Source organism: Psychrobacter sp. FME13 (assembly GCF_014861395.1).
In the GTDB taxonomy this organism is placed as follows: Bacteria; Pseudomonadota; Gammaproteobacteria; order Pseudomonadales; family Moraxellaceae; genus Psychrobacter.
In genome coordinates this window covers 1-15,721 of sequence record NZ_RRYV01000012.1, presented here as the reverse complement: position 1 = coordinate 15,721, position 15,721 = coordinate 1, and the positions used below count along the sequence as shown (strand labels likewise).

The following is a 15,721-nucleotide window of genomic DNA, read 5'->3' as shown; positions in this document are numbered from 1 at the left end:
GCAATACAATATTTTTATCGCACATGATAAATACACCATATACATCGTTAGAATATCTTGTGACAACACACACTAATATCATTGATAACGAGTCACAAACATCAACTTTTTTTGCTATATTTCCGAGGATATGTATGACGATTACTACAGTAACGAACCGTAAAATTTTACCAACTACCTTAGCTGCTGCGCTTGCAGGGTTACTGATGGTGTCAGGTTGTACCAAACAAACCGAAGAAAATACAGATGCAAATACTGAGGCCCAAGCAGAAGTACAAAGTACAGAATCTGCCGATACTACAGACTTGTCAACCACTGAGCAGGCCGATACTGATAGATTGATGGATAGCTATGCAAACATGGCACATGCGGCTTATAAAGACTCTTTAGATACTGCCAAATTGTTGCAAGCTGCAGTAGAGGCATATGTAGCCACACCAACACAGGAAAATCTAGAAGCAGCAAAAGCTGCCTATAAAGTTGCCCGTCAGCCGTACTCGCAAACGGAAGTTTTCCGTTTTGACGAAGGCTTCGTCACTGCCAATGATCAGCGTGCAATTGGCAGCGTTGATGGCTGGGAAGGACAAGTGAATGCTTGGCCACTTGATGAAGCATTGATTGATTATGTTAGTGACAGCTACGAAGGTGAGTACGATAGTCAAAACAATATCATCAATAGCGACAGTATTACGGTTGGTAGTGTCGAGCAGGATACCAGTAGCATTACTCCTGAACTGTTAGCAGAAATGAATGAGATTGGCGGTAGTGAAGCCAATGTGACAACTGGTTACCACGCTATCGAGTTTATGCTATGGGGTCAAGATACAAACGGTGTTAGCGAAGGTGCAGGCAACCGCCCTGTGACGGATTATGCAACAGAAGCAGGTCAATGTACTAGTGGTGATACTGTCAATGATGATGCCAGTATATGTGAGCGTCGTGGTGAATTCTTAACAGCCGCTGCTCAATTATTGGTAGATGATCTAACGGCGATGGAAGCCGAGTGGCAGCCAGAAAGTGAAAACACGTTGCGTAGCGATCTGATGGCACGTAAATATGATAATGGTTTACGCCAGATTATGTATCAAATGGGCAGTCTTGCACTAGGTGAGCTTGCATCTGAGCGTATGCAGGTCGCGTTTGTTACTGGTTCTACTGAAGATGAGCATGAGTGCTTTAGTGATTTGACACATCTAAGCTATGCGAATAATGCTCGCGGTATTCAAAACGTCTTTAACGGTAGCTATAAAACAGTCGATGGTCAAACAGTTGGCGGTTACGGTCTTAAAGACTATCTCGTTGATACTGACAACAAAGCGGTAGCTGACCAATTGGTTGCTGATTTTGCTAAAGTAGAATCTGCCTTTGATGTACTCGTAGAAAAAGGTGAAAAAGAGGGTATCAAGATTGATCAAATGATCGCTACCGTAGGTCAGGTGAGCAAAGACGGTATCTCTGCTGAAGAACAAAACGTTCGCCGCGGATGGGTTGAGGCTGGTATCACTGGTTTGCAAGAGCTGACCGTTGGTATTGAAAATGCTGCTAAAGCCGTCGGTATCGACAATTTAGATGCTGATGCGGGCTCACAGTTTTAAGTTGAAGCATCTGAACTCCAACAGCTACATGTTATTTATTAATGCCTGAAGAGTTTGTTATAAGCTAATGAGAATTATTTTCATAGCATAGTAATTTAGGTATAATAAACACGTTGTCGACCACAGTTGGCAACGTGTTTTTTTACCGTATTAAAATAGCTTGATAGGTTGGTACTTCGCTGAACCTTATTGATTAGAAGTGAAACACTTTACAGCATGCGATTTTAATGGTTCTACGCTAGAACTAAGGTACTTTTTCTATGAACACCGCAAACGTTTTAAAAATCAAAAAATCTGCCTCATTTTATTCTGCTTCCATCATTAATGGTGTACTACCAAAACTGACCCTTGGTATCTTGTGTGCCCTATCTCTCAGCGCTTGTCAGCCGAACGACAGTAATTCTGACGATACTACTAATGAAGAGCAAGCTACAGAAAGTAATGAAAAATCTCAAGCTTTAGTCCCTGAACGTCTCCAAACGATAGAAAAGCTCGCTGGCGTATCCATGCAGCAGTTAGTGAAATTTGATCCGCAAGAGGTCAAACAGGGTGGTGATACAGGTATCAGTATCAGTAGTGCAGAGAGCTACTCTAAACCTTCTTCTAACTTGACCGCCTCACGTAAAGGGTCGTTTTTTATTGGTAATGCCTTCTTTAAGCAGCCTTGGGTCATTGCACCTGCCAGTACTGATAGCCGCGACGGTCTAGGTGCATTGTTTAATGTTGCTGCTTGTCAGTCTTGCCATATAAAAGATGGTCGAGGGCATGCACCAATGAATGCTGATGATGATGCCGATAGCTTGCTCATTCGTCTTGCTATGCCTGCGACCACTGATGAACAACGTCAACAGCTAAATAACTCTCTTATCGAAAAAGTCGTGCACCCTATGTATGGTGGTCAGCTTCAAGACCGTGGTATTCAAGGTGTGCCTGCTGAGGCAAAAATTTCAGTACAGTGGGCAGACAAACCAATTACTTTTGCTGATGGCTATGTCGAAACGTTGCGTGATCCTACTTTTAACTTAACCCAACCAGGTTATGGTAAGTTCGATGATGAATTAATGGTTTCACCACGTGTGGCATTACCTATGATTGGGCTTGGTTTGCTCGAGCAAATTCCAGAGGAGGCTATTAAACAACAAGCTACTCAGGCAGACGGTGATATTAGCGGAAAATTTAACTGGGTGATGGATCCACAAACTGGCGAGAAGGCACTCGGACGCTTTGGCTGGAAAGCAGGTCAAACCAAGCTGATTACCCAAAACCAAAGTGCCTTTAATGAAGATATGGGACTAACATCAAATATCCGTCCTAATGAGTCCTGTATGCCAACGCAGACGGCTTGTGTGAATGCAACAACGGGTGCTGATGAGCAAGGTAATGGTAAACCGCCTGTAGAAGTCAATGATGAAGTGACCAAGTTTGTTGAGTTTTATACACGTAATTTAGCCGTGCCGCATCGTCGTAATGCTGATGATGAATTGGTCTTAGCTGGAAAAAAACGCTTTTATGACATCGGCTGCCAAAGCTGCCATACACCTAGATATCAGTTGCCACACACTAACGATGATCGTCTTGAGCAGCATGGACAAGTGATCTATCCTTATACCGATATGTTGTTGCATGATATGGGTGATGGTCTTGCTGATCGTACGATTGCTGGCAATCTACCACCTAAAGATGCGCAAGTTGAGTTTTTGGCCAACTCTTATGAATGGCGCACACCTGCTTTATGGGGCGTGGGTCTGGCGCAGACTGTTGACTCGCAAGCGACATTTTTACACGATGGTCGTGCGCGTACTTTGATGGAAGCGGTTCTATGGCATGGTGGAGAAGCTGAAAAACAACAGAAAGAAGTGCTTAAGCTTGATAAACAAGGGCGTGCTGAATTGAATGCGTTCTTACAGTCTCTATAAAAATGCTGTTGTTTATTCGCTGTTAATCCCTAAATAGGCAGATATTAATCAGATGATCTGCCTTATCTATTATAGATACAATTACTTATATAAATACCGAGAAACCTATGAAAATAAATCATGCTTTAGCAATGGCATTGTCTGCCCTAAGTGCTGGGTTGCTTATCAGCTGTGCCAAGCCTGCTGATGAAAATAAAGCACCAGAGACGGATAGCCAAGAGGTCGCGCAAGACAGTGTTAATAGTTCAGCAGAAGAGAATAATGATATTACTGCTACAATTAATGTAGTAGACATCAGTACTGATACTGAAACCGCTTATCTGACTCATGTGGCTAATGATATTGTCATTCCAGCGTATGCTGATGTGACCAAACAAAGTGATTCATTGCATGATTTAGCTCAAACCCATTGTCAGTCAGAGTCAGTCAGTGGAGATGAATTACAAGCGCTGCGCGATCAGTGGCTAGTTTTGGCACAGGCATGGGCACGTGCTGAGATGATCAATTTTGGTCCTGCGACTGCCAGTATGAGCAACCTGTATATCAATTATTATCCCGACGAACGCGGTTTGGTACATAGTGGCGTGGCAGATCTAATCGCTGCTAATCCCAAGTTGACTCCTGAGCAGCTCGCTAACGAAAGTGCGATTGTCCAAGGCGTTCCAGGGCTAGAAGAAGCACTATATGCCAATGATAGTTTAGACGCTGGCCAATGTGCTTATGTCATCAGTGCAAGCAGTGCTTTGAGCACACGTTTAAAAGAGATTGAGAAAAACTGGCAGCAGAACTCAACTGAACTATTGGCAATCGATAAAGTGGCTGATAGTGATGAAGGGTTAAATCAATGGTTCAACTCTTTGCTATCGTTGGTCGAAACTATGAAGTCTAATGCTATCGATCAACCACTTGGCCTAACTGGTAAAGCAAAAGGGCATCTACCCGCTGCTACTGCTGCCCAAAGTCGTGCGATTATCAATGCTAAGCTCGCCACATTGAATAAAGCGCTGACGGATCCAGTATTGACTGAAATGCTAAATAGCAATAATGATAGTGAGGTCGGTAACAACTTATCCACTGTACTGGCTGAAACTACCACGCTACTGGCACAAATGCCAGAGGACTTGGCGACTGCAGATAAAGACACGCAGCAAGCACTGTATGAGCATTTGACAACGATAACACGCCTGATTAAACGTCAGTTGATTCCAACACTTGGTATTCGTGTCGGGTTTAATAGTACAGATGGTGATTAAGCAATGCAGACACAAGGTGATACAGTAAAAGAAGCCACCATGATAAACGGTATTAAGCGTGTAGGTCTGTTGGATAGACACCTTCAGAAAGAGGTGCTGAAAACGTCGGCACTGACAGCGTTTAGTACGGCAGCTTTGGTTGGGGTGCACCACCTTTATCGCAAGCAGCGTTATCCATCTGCGCGTTTGCAAGATTATGTGGTAGGAGTGAGTACACAACTTCAGGCACTATCGTCACAATTGACATCACAGCTATTATTACTAATATCACCACAGTCAGCCGCTACGCAGCAATTGTCAAGGTTGCAGTATGCCTATCATCAGACTGCCAATGTTTGGCATCAAGCTTATCAAAACTATTCATCGGACATGGATTTTAATGGTTACAACCCTATCGATAGTGCTGACATAGCGCCAAATTTTTCAGCAGATCACACTACGACCATGTTAGGGCGACCAGTGTGTTGGGTAAGTGGCGTGGCCTCAATGCCGCAGTCAGCTGCTTTAACGAGCGATGAGGAGAGCGTCGATGGCTATGGTGTCGTTGGTATTGATGCCGATCGTCAAATTGTGTGGCAAACAACGATGCCAGAGCGTGTACATGATATTGTCGTTCAGCCATCTTTAGCTGACGCTAATAGCCAAGCAACTCGCGATGTCGTCGTTATGGGTCGTCGTCCTAGTGAAAAGCTATGGGTATTGGACACAGCAACTGGTCAAGTAAAGACGGCTATCAAAGCGGCTACTCATCGTCACTTTTATGGTCATGCTTGCTACAACTTAGATGGCACATTATTGTATGTCACCGAAAATAATACGATTGATTTGGCGGGTAAAGTTGGTATCTACGATGTCAGCCAAGGTTATCAAAAAGTTGCAGAGTTTGACTCATATGGTATCGGTCCACATGAACTGATTATGCATCCAGATGGTGAGACACTTGTTATCGCGAATGGTGGTATTAAAACTGAGCAAGCTTCTCGTGAAGAGCTAAATTTGGATACGATGCGACCATCACTGGTGTATCTAAACCGGCATAATGGGGCATTGCTCGAACAGGTCATTCCTGAACATAATCAGATGAGCGTACGCCATTTAGCTATGCATGACGATGGTACGGTGATGATTGGCATTCAGTTCCAAGGTGAGCGTCATATTAACGTACCTTTAGTACTCACGCATCAGCGCGGTGATACTGACTTTAAGCCGCTCATGATGCCAAACAATCAATGGCAACGTTTTCATCAGTATATCGCTAGTGTGGCGGTGGACAGCGAGCGTAACCTGTTATGTGTGACGACACCGATTGGTGGATGTGCAGCGGTATACGACTTAAATACTCGGCAGTTTATTGATGATGTTAGTTTGCCAGATTGCGCAGGTGCATCTGTATTATCTTACGATAGTCAGTCCGTTGGCAGCCAGACAGTAAATAAACAGCTATCAGGTTTTATCGTCAGTGATGGACAAGGGCAACTGACAACTTTGACGGTGGTTTCATCATTGAAAATGGAAGCCCAGCCAGACGAAGAATCAGCTGTCAAACCGGCGTTAGCTGATCGTGTTGTTAAAGACAGTAAACGCCATAAAATGTCTTTCGATAACCATTTGCAGGCATTGTTGTGATAAGTGAGAGAGGCGGAGGGAGATAAAGGTGGCGCTACAGAGTACGACATCGATATCAATACTCGCCAAGCAACAACTCATGCAGGCAGGCATTGAGCTGCAGGTTACTAAAAAGCGTGTTAAAAATATCAATTTTCGTTTGAAACCCTATCTGCTGATGGTATCTGTGCCACTATCTATGAATACAGCACAGATTGCACAGGCTGTGGCTCAGCGTGTATCGTGGGCAGTAGCTAACCACGCGCAAGTATTGGAACAATATAAGCGTAAACAGCATGCCTCAAGAGACTCCCTGACTGGTGATAGCCCTCTACTATTATGGGGTATAGTGCAGTCGTTTACGCTTAGCCCCGATGAAAAAATTACCTATTATCGGCAACAGCTCTCTAACGTTATTCCTTCTTTGTTTGATAAATGGCAACCTATCGTTGGTGCCTATGCCAATGAAATACGCCTAAAAAAAATGCATACCCGCTGGGGTAGCTGTAATACACGCGCGCGCCGAGTATGGTTGTCTGTTTACTTACCTGCTTATCCTATTGAATGTACTGAGTATGTCATTGTTCATGAGCTGTGTCATTTGCATCACGCCAATCATAGCCCTGAATTTTGGCAGACAGTAGCGACAGCAATACCAGACTATCAGCATTGGCATAATATGCTGGCAGGTAAAACAGGGTAGCTAGGGCGTATCATCGCTAAGACTATAAGCCTCACAACCTTAGTGATGACACGTCCTATATTGATGGTATACGTCAGAAAGAAACAAGGCTGACAAGGTAGGGGCTAACAGTGTATTTTTGCTGTTATAATTGTTTGTGTTTCAATGATGAAACTAGATAGATAAGGATGTCATATGGAAAGTGTGAATCAGGCTGGTTTTTGGCAGCAGCGTTATGAGCAAGATAGTATTGGTTGGGATATGGGGGAGGTTTCGCCACCTCTCAAAGCTTATATTGATCAGTTACCTACCTCTACAAAAAACCAATCTATTTTAGTAGCTGGTGCTGGTAATGCCTACGAAGTCGGCTATTTACATGAGCAAGGTTTTACTAATGTTGTTTTGGTTGATTTTGCGCCCGCTCCGATTGAGGTATTTGCCGAGCGTTATCCTGACTTTCCAACTGAGCATTTAATTTGTGCAGACTTCTTTAATTTATCACCAGAGCAATATCAGTTTGATTGGGTGCTAGAGCAGACGTTTTTTTGTGCGATAAATCCAGCACGCCGTGATGAATATGCAAAAAAAATGTCAGAATTATTGAAACCGAACGGGAAGCTGGTTGGTCTGCTATTTGATAGAGCTTTTGAAAAAAGCGGGCCACCATTTGGCGGTACAAAAAGAGAGTACCACCAGCGTTTCGAGAGTCTTTTCGATATTGAATTGATGGAGCTGAGCTACAACTCATATCCTGCACGGCAGGGTAATGAGCTATTTATTAAGCTGCGAGCAAAGTAAGGAATTAATCTCGCGCTTGATATTATCCCGAGCTTGCGCCTCTAGCCTACTACGGTAGTAGTTTGTCATATACAAGGTGGGGTGTGCCAACAGCTGATTTAATACGTGAGTCCGTCCTTTTTGGTAGTTCTTGTCAGTGACATGTACATACTCTTCGCGTACCGCTTTTGCATACTGCTCATACTCTGAGTACGGCATTCCCAAAACACTCAAGTCCATATCTAATAAATAAGCCGCATCGCTATTTTTGTCAGAACCCATCTCATTATTCAGTTGATGAGAGGCGGTCATCATAATCAGTGCGTAGATATATTGGCATTGTTCAGCATTTAAGTAAGGCTCTAATATTTCTACCGCAAATTCTGCGCTTTTTAACTCATTGTCTGAGCGTGTTGGTTCATATATGACGTCATGATAATATATTGCCAAAGCGATAATATGTGGCTCACTGAGCTGGTGCTTCACTTGTTCAAACTGAGAAAATAACTGCTGAATATGCTGTGCGTTATGATAAGCGCGTTGGCGCTCATCATAACGCACAGCAATATCCTGCCAAAGTATTTGTGATTTTTTTGGCGTGACATCGCTATTGATAGCAGATAGGTGTAAGTAAAAACGATTACTTAACTCAATGTCTATTTGAGACAAATCACTCATATTTACTTTTTATTAGCATCTTCTTCAAGCGCTTGCTTAAATACTTTGCCAAGCAAATTGACGTCATCGACACGAGCATAGTTTAGACGAGTGACAAAGGCGATATGGCGATGTGGTCCTTGCTCTGCTAGTGGTACCGCGACAGCGTTTTGGTTTTGTAGATGAAGCTGGTCTAATGCCATCTCGGGTACCAATGTCGTTCCCATGTTGGCAAGTGCCATTTGAATAAGCGTGTTCAAACTGGCATCTGAAAAGCTTGATTTCATCTGTGCACGATCAAAATGACAAACAGAGAGTGTCTGATCAGTCAAGCAATGCCCTTCACCTAGTAACATAAGATTGGCTGTTGTCAGTTCATCTGCATTGATGGTTTCAAGCTGGGCATGTACATCGTCTTTTGGAAATACTGCAAAAAAATCCTCTGTCCAAAACTCAAAACTGTGTAAGCCTTCTACTGCATAGGGTAGGGCAATAATAGCGGTGTCAATATGACCGTAACGTACTTGTTCTAACAAGCGTTCTGTCTGCTGTTCGACGATGGTCATACGGAATTCTGGATAGTTGGCTCGTAAGGCTGGTAATACTTTTGGTAGTAAATACGGTGCAATCGTTGGGATGATACCGACAGTCATCGGATAAGCAAGCGGCGATTGATGGCTATGAGCACGTGTGGTCAAATCATGGACTTCAGAAAACACACGCTGTGCTCGCGCTAGAATGTCCTCACCGATAGGAGTGATTAATACCTGTTTGTTATTACGCTCAAAAATCTGCGTATCCAATTGTTTTTCTAACTCGGCTATACCCAAGCTCAGCGCAGACTGAGAGATATTACAGTCTTCCGCTGCACGTTTAAAATGACGGTGTTTAGCCACTGCTAAGGCAAACTCAAGCTGACGTAAAGTAATCATAAAATCTCTCTATTAATGGGCTTTTAAAGCGATATATGTGTTAACTCATGCAGTGTAACAATGAGATATCTGCATTCGATTTCATCTTAATGTAATCTATAGGTTATATAGTCAATGACATATCGCGCACTGATGATAAAAAATAGAGATAATAGTTTAACAAGTTTAATAAAACAAAACATCACATTAAAAACTTTTAACTGGATTAACAATAAAATTCGCGTATAGTTTGTCAGGTAGCCCAGATTATTAAAGGCTTAACAAAGATACTTATACCAAAAATTCCAATTAACTTAACTATAAAGGAGCCACTCATGGCGTCTATTATCAATCAAGAAATCCCAGAATTTTCAGCAGATGCGTATGTAAACGGCGAATTCAAAACCGTCACTTCAGAAGACGTAAAAGGCAACTGGGCAATTTTCCTATTTTACCCAGCTGATTTCACATTTGTTTGCCCAACTGAGCTTGAAGACATGGCAGCTCATTACGACGAGCTAAAAGGCCTTGGCGTAGAAGTATACTCAGTATCAACGGATACTCATTTCACGCACAAAGCATGGCATGATTCTTCAGATGCTATCGGTAAAGTAAATTACCCAATGATCGGCGATCCTACTGGTAAAATCACTCGTGGCTTCAACGTTATGATTGAAGAAGCTGGTCTAGCCGAACGTGGTACGTTCTTAGTAGACCCAGATGGCCTAATCCAAGTTGCTGAGATTCATGCTGGCGGTATCGGCCGTAGCGCAAAAGACATGCTACGTAAAGTAAAAGCAGCACAGTATGTTCGTGAAAACGATGGCGAAGTTTGTCCAGCAGCTTGGGAACAAGGCGCAGAAACGCTAAAACCAAGTCTAGATCTAGTTGGTAAAATCTAAGACCATAAAGTCTTAGAGAGTATCTACAAGGTACTAGAATAGTAGGTTGGCTGATAGGCAGTGACTGTTATATCAGCTGACATACAAACAAAGACCCCATTAGCGATTACTGATGGGGTCTTTTTACGTCTATGCAATTTTGTATTATCTGTATCATAATTTGTGTCAAATCATGATGTACGCCTAGTATCACTTATGCTTGATTGGCATCATCTGCTTTACTCGCGTCAATAATTTTATAGATCTCGTCTTTGAGATGTAATTTTTGACGCTTCATTTGTTCTATTTCTTCATCGCGACTGGCATGCTTTACCAAATCTTTTTCGAGGTAATTGATTTTTTGATCGAGCTGAGCGTGCTCATCAAAAACACTCGCAAAATGGCTATCTGTTAGCTTAAGTTCGGCAATGATGTCTTTATTGTCTTGCCATGTATCAGTCTTTCTCATGTGTTCATCCTTGTTGTGAAGCGCAAATTAGTCATAAGATTCGCGCATTATCGTTAAGATTTTTATGATTTTGAGACGTGATTTTCACTCAACCAAATCATGAGTTGATGCAATAGTGATAAGGTTCAGCACTAGCAGAAAGCGCTTTAATAAGTTCACATAAAAGCCAAACTGCAATGAGACAAATAGGAATTTTTCTTATTTGCTTAACTTGATTGTAGCGAAAAAATGGACTATGTACCATGACTATCACATTGTTAATAGTTTAATAATTAGATATTAACCATGGTTTACGATTTGTTTTATAAAACATGAGGTTTGAATTTCTCAGCTTGCCCGAAATCCTGAAAGCTATGATAATAGAGACATCAAAGGGCATAAGTCTCTTGCTTACAACATTTTAGATCAAACTATTAGTAGTAAATAAATTCTATTTAAACGTGCAATATAGTAGTTGCCGTTACATATTCAGTAATAATAAGGAACAAACATGATAGACCAAAGTTTATTAGACGCGATTAAGAGCTACAGCGAAAATATGACTCGTCCTATTACCTTTGTATTGGGTAGCGGTGAGCATAGTAAGCGTGCCGAATTGATTGATTTTTTGACCAAAATCGCTGGTACGACAGATAAAATTAATTTTGATGCGACAGCGAACGATGACAGCCTACCTAGCCCGATCAGTTTTGCAGTTCGCGGCCATGCTGATGATGCGTTGATTGACACGGGTATCGTCTTTAGCGGGGTTCCTGGTGGTCATGAGTTTACCTCGCTGATTTTGGCAATCTTGCAAGCAGGTGGTCACACGTTAAAACTAGATGAAGGTATCCAAAAGCTAGTCAAGCGTTTTAACAAGCCGCTACAGTTTCAGACCTATGTATCGCTCTCTTGCCATAGCTGCCCAGATGTCGTGCAAGCGCTGAACCAGTTTGCGCTACTAAACGATGACATCAGCAACGAGATGATCGATGGTGCATTGTTCCAAGAGCAAGTTGATGCCAATAACATTCAAGGTGTACCAGCGGTATTCTTGAACGGCAAACCATTTGCCAATGGTAAGATTGATACTGGTAAATTGATTGAGAAGTTACAAGAGCAGTTTCCTGATTTATTAAGTGATGCTGATGCTGATGAAGATGATGCTGAGCAACTAGAGCAGCAAGATGTAACTATCATCGGTGCTGGTCCTGCAGGGGTAGCGGCTGCGATTTATACCGCTCGTAAAGGCTTAAAAGTCACTATGGTTGCTGACCGTATCGGTGGGCAGGTTAAAGACACGCAAGACATCGAAAACTTGATTTCAGTACCACTAACCAACGGTACCGAGCTATCAAATAACTTTGTGAAGCACTTGCATGAGTACAATATCACCCTAAAAGAGCATGTGAGCGTAAAAGAAATCGGCGAAACTGAAGATGAGAACTATCGTATTCATCTGAACACTGGTGAGACGTTTGAGACTCGCAGTATTATCCTAGCCACTGGTGCCCAATGGCGTAAGCTTGGCGTACCAGGTGAAGAAGAAAACATCGGTAAAGGCGTGGCGTTCTGTGCTCACTGTGATGGTCCGTTCTTTAAAGGTAAAGACGTATCAGTCGTTGGTGGTGGTAATTCTGGTATCGAAGCTGCCATTGATTTATCAGGTATCGTAAAACATGTCACGGTATTTGAGTTTGCCGATGATCTAAAAGCTGACCAAGTGCTGATCAATAAAGCCAAAGAAAAGGCCAACATTGATATCATTACCAGCGCGGCTACGAAAGAGATCAAAGCCACAGACGGTAAAGTTAGCTCTGTTGTCTACGAAGATCGCAACTCTGGTGAGACTAAAGAAGTAGACTTAGCCGCAGTGTTTGTACAAATTGGTCTAGTACCGAATACTGAATTTGTTAAAGGTTTTGTTGATTTAAACCGTTTCGGTGAGATTGAGATTGATGAGCGCTGCCGTACCGATCGCAAAGGTATCTTCGCTTGTGGTGATGTAACGACTGTGCCATTCAAGCAGATTAATATTGCGATGGGTGAGGGTAGTAAAGCAGCATTAGCAGCGTTCGAGTACTTAGTGATGCAATAGGCTGCTCAAATCTAAATTCTACAGTGCTAAGCTTAATCTAAGAAGCCACCTCTTTTGAGGTGGTTTTTTTATGTTTACTAAAATCAGTTCTTATTCCGAATCAACGCAATAACTGGCAGCGCAACCACATACATCAATACCCCATATACCGCCGCGGGTAAAGCGATAGCAGGCAGATCAACGGCTGTTCCCATAATGATAGGTGCTAAAGTAATCGCCGTGGTACTGTTCTGAATACTCGTTTCTATGGAGATAGTTTTGGTATCGAACCAGCTTAGCTTTAATAACTTAGAGGTTAAGATGCTAAATATAAATAAAGCCATAATAATAAGAATCAGCTCAAGACCCATAGATGTCAATTGTGATTTTAGCAATTCCCAGTTAGACGCGATCGCAGCGAAAACTATCAGCACAAAAAAGATACTGGCCAAGCTATTTAAAATACGGCTTCTGCGTACCATGAAATCAGTGAATTTATAGCGAGCTAGCATACCAAGAGTCACAGGTAACGTCGTCAACAAAAACATGACAGCACCGATCTTTACCGCGCTAATAGAGCCTGTTTGGTCTTGCATAAAGTGGTTAAAAGCTAAGGTAATTAGGATGGGCAAGGTAACGACTGACAACAAGCTGACCACGCCAGTGAGGGCGACTGATAGTGCGACATTGCCCTTGGCATAGTAAGTGAGCATATTGCTCGTGACACCACCTGGACAAAAGCTAATCAGCATAATACCAAAGGCAATCTCTGGTGGCGGCGCCATCACTAAGACCACCGCTAAAGCAATCAAAGGTACAAAAATAACCTGATTAATCAGGCCTATCAAAAAAGCTTTGGGATAATTGATGATAACCTTAAAGTCACTGGGTTTTAGCCCTGTCCCTAAGGTAAACATAATGTAGGCAAGCGCCAAGGGGAGTAAAGCTAGAGCAGTACCGCTCATAAAACATTCCTTGTTGAATTAAAAGCCATAAACGGCTTTTTAAATAGAGACACATTCCTTGTGTCTCTATCATCTTAAGTGTTATTAAAAATTTAGTAAACCTTTGACCTTAAGTTTGATATGGGCTTGATCTATGTTTCATCTAAGTTTAATCGGCCAAGTCCCCAACCAATGAGACTATCTGACCAGCTTCATCTTCGTCAATGATGCGGGTTTCTGTTAGTGCAGCTTTGCGCCACGCTTGTATATGAGGGTTTTTTAGCATCGTCTCGCAGTACTGTTTGGTTGTTGGTTTTAACTCTATGGTCGAGGCGTCAGCATACGTTTGCAAACGTAGAACCACAGGGGCAAAAAAAGCGTCAGCAGCGGTGAATTGGCCAAACAAGTAGCTGTCTGTTGAACGAGCTGTTAAGCAATCGGCAAAAATATTCTCAATGCGAGCGAGGTCAGCTAAGCAAGCACGACTCGGTTGTATCTTTGCTGTGGCTCGGATATTCATTGGCATCTCATTACGAATACCCATTAGCCCTGAATGCATTTCAGCGACGATACTCTGGCAGTAGGCACTGTTGATTCGGTGTTGATTGTTATTCTGTGCGTTAGCGTCAGATTTGCTTAATCCGGTCCAAATATCTATATCTGTTAGATAGTCATTGGCATGAATGGCGATGGCTAGGGTATCCCAAACAGTGACTTTTGCAGCACTTTCACCATAAACCAAAATAGGAACCTTTCCCGTTGGCGCATGCTCATCGAGAATAGGACGGGCAGAGTCATCAAAAAGCTCAATCAATTGCTCATCAAAATCAACGTCAAAGGCTTTTAGCAATAGCCAAGCCCGCAATGACCATGACGAATAGTTTTTATTACCGATAATGAGTAGAGGTTTTTGCATATCAATTCCCTATAATCTGCTGAATGAAATTTTATTATGTCTTCACGAACCGTAAGTGGCCAACGCAAAATATTAATAGTACCTATAAGAGATTCGCAGCATTAGTTTTGTTTATTAAAAATGACAATGTGCTACTCTCTGATATATACAAGATATCGACAGGCAAAGGATTGGCGAATGGACATAGAGGTATTACGTTGTTTTATCGCAGTGGTAGAGACAGGCAGTTATACGCAGGCAGCCGAGCAGGTGCACCGTAGTCAAAGTGCCGTTAGCCAAAAAATGCAAAAATTGGCTGAACAGGTAGATAAGTCATTATTTACTAAATCAGGACGTGTGCTTGAATTAACTGAAGACGGTAAGTTTTTGCTCGGCTATGCGCGTCATATCATTAGCTTACATGATGATGCATTAAGACAAATGCAGCAGAGCAAACAGATTATTAGACCTTTACAATTAGGATGTCCTGATGATTACGCACAAGTAGTTTTGCCTAAAGTTATCCAATATATTAAGGCATGCGTACCTAATTTACCCGTGCATATTCATTGTCACAATTCAATTCGCTTACGTGAGCTATTAAGCACAGGTGTCTTGGACGCGGCTATCGTCTCACGTTCATCCGCTAAAGAGGCAGGGCATTTCTTGCAGCAAGACAATGGTGTCTGGGCATTTGATGGCAATACGAGTCGCTTGGCAAAAAGCTATGACAATAATGCTAGGGGCTGTATAGAATTGAGAAAACATTGAAAAAAATAAGCAACGCCTTACTCTAATGTTTACCACAATAAAGAAACAAGGCGTCACTTATGGCTCGCACCAAGCTCAACGATGAACATTGGCACAAGCTATTTATTATATTGCGACAAATTAACGTATATAACAAGCCCAATCTAAGACGTACCGTTGAAGGCATGTTGTACCGCATAAGAGTAGGCTGTCCATGGCGAGACTTACCTTCTTATTTTGGTCATTGGTCTAGCATATATCATCAATACCGTTACTGGCGTAAAACCGGTAAATGGCAAAAGCTCATGAAGATAGTCACAGCAAACTATG

General features: G+C 42.3%; 15 protein-coding genes. 10 read left to right on the top strand and 5 right to left on the bottom strand.

Annotated features, from left to right (window positions below; all coding sequences use genetic code 11):
- Positions 1-134: 134 nt before the first annotated feature.
- The 6 genes from EI164_RS03060 (at position 135) to EI164_RS03035 (ending at position 7,849) form a co-directional block, all read left to right on the top strand.
- Complete coding sequence (locus tag EI164_RS03060) at positions 135-1,595, top strand: imelysin family protein (protein WP_192518534.1); 1,461 nt, start codon at positions 135-137, stop codon at positions 1,593-1,595.
- 260 nt (positions 1,596-1,855) lie between these two features.
- Positions 1,856-3,511 (top strand): di-heme oxidoredictase family protein, encoded by a 1,656-nt coding sequence (locus tag EI164_RS03055; protein WP_192518533.1) that lies wholly within the window; start codon positions 1,856-1,858, stop codon positions 3,509-3,511.
- Positions 3,512-3,618: 107 nt separating this feature from the next.
- Positions 3,619-4,764, top strand: coding sequence for an imelysin family protein (locus tag EI164_RS03050; RefSeq protein ID WP_192518532.1), 1,146 nt, complete (start codon positions 3,619-3,621; stop codon positions 4,762-4,764).
- 3 nt (positions 4,765-4,767) lie between these two features.
- Positions 4,768-6,390 carry a DUF1513 domain-containing protein gene (locus EI164_RS03045; RefSeq protein WP_192518531.1) on the top strand — a complete coding sequence of 541 codons (1,623 nt, stop codon included), beginning with the start codon at positions 4,768-4,770 and terminating at the stop codon, positions 6,388-6,390.
- Between the two features lie 79 nt (positions 6,391-6,469).
- Positions 6,470-7,072, top strand: coding sequence for a YgjP-like metallopeptidase domain-containing protein (locus EI164_RS03040; protein ID WP_192518554.1), 603 nt, complete (start codon positions 6,470-6,472; stop codon positions 7,070-7,072).
- A 174-nt stretch (positions 7,073-7,246) separates the two neighbouring features.
- A complete protein-coding gene (locus EI164_RS03035) occupies positions 7,247-7,849 on the top strand; it encodes a methyltransferase domain-containing protein (protein ID WP_192518530.1) in 603 nt (200 codons plus the stop codon).
- Here EI164_RS03035 and EI164_RS03030 read toward each other — a convergent pair.
- Complete coding sequence (locus tag EI164_RS03030; protein ID WP_192518529.1) at positions 7,823-8,506, bottom strand: hypothetical protein; 684 nt, start codon at positions 8,504-8,506, stop codon at positions 7,823-7,825. The two genes, EI164_RS03035 and EI164_RS03030, sit on opposite strands and share 27 nt — an antisense overlap.
- A gap of 2 nt (positions 8,507-8,508) precedes the next feature.
- Positions 8,509-9,417 carry a hydrogen peroxide-inducible genes activator gene (locus tag EI164_RS03025; protein ID WP_192518528.1) on the bottom strand — a complete coding sequence of 303 codons (909 nt, stop codon included), beginning with the start codon at positions 9,415-9,417 and terminating at the stop codon, positions 8,509-8,511.
- A gap of 314 nt (positions 9,418-9,731) precedes the next feature.
- On the opposite strand from EI164_RS03025, the gene ahpC reads away from it, so the two are divergent.
- Positions 9,732-10,298, top strand: a complete 567-nt coding sequence (ahpC, locus tag EI164_RS03020) for an alkyl hydroperoxide reductase subunit C (RefSeq protein WP_192518527.1) — start codon at positions 9,732-9,734, stop codon at positions 10,296-10,298.
- A 193-nt stretch (positions 10,299-10,491) separates the two neighbouring features.
- Here ahpC and EI164_RS03015 read toward each other — a convergent pair whose 3' ends face one another.
- Positions 10,492-10,746, bottom strand: coding sequence for a YdcH family protein (locus tag EI164_RS03015; protein WP_192518526.1), 255 nt, complete (start codon positions 10,744-10,746; stop codon positions 10,492-10,494).
- Positions 10,747-11,236: 490 nt separating this feature from the next.
- Here EI164_RS03015 and ahpF point away from each other — a divergent pair, with 490 nt between their 5' ends.
- Positions 11,237-12,823: an alkyl hydroperoxide reductase subunit F gene (ahpF, locus tag EI164_RS03010; RefSeq protein ID WP_192518525.1), complete on the top strand. Its 1,587-nt coding sequence runs from the start codon at positions 11,237-11,239 to the stop codon at positions 12,821-12,823.
- Positions 12,824-12,906: 83 nt separating this feature from the next.
- Here the strand turns inward: ahpF and EI164_RS03005 are convergent, their stop codons facing one another.
- Complete coding sequence (locus EI164_RS03005; protein WP_192518524.1) at positions 12,907-13,767, bottom strand: bile acid:sodium symporter family protein; 861 nt, start codon at positions 13,765-13,767, stop codon at positions 12,907-12,909.
- A 148-nt stretch (positions 13,768-13,915) separates the two neighbouring features.
- On the bottom strand, positions 13,916-14,662 hold the full coding sequence (locus EI164_RS03000) for a glutathione S-transferase family protein (protein ID WP_192518523.1): 747 nt from the start codon (positions 14,660-14,662) through the stop codon (positions 13,916-13,918).
- A 177-nt stretch (positions 14,663-14,839) separates the two neighbouring features.
- On the opposite strand from EI164_RS03000, the gene EI164_RS02995 reads away from it, so the two are divergent.
- Both EI164_RS02995 and EI164_RS02990 read left to right on the top strand, forming a co-directional pair.
- Entirely contained in the window at positions 14,840-15,412 is a 573-nt protein-coding gene (locus tag EI164_RS02995) for a LysR family transcriptional regulator (protein WP_192518522.1), read from the top strand.
- A 59-nt stretch (positions 15,413-15,471) separates the two neighbouring features.
- Positions 15,472-15,721, top strand: a 250-nt coding sequence (locus tag EI164_RS02990) for a transposase (protein WP_192518521.1), incomplete at its 3' end; no start/stop codon positions are given.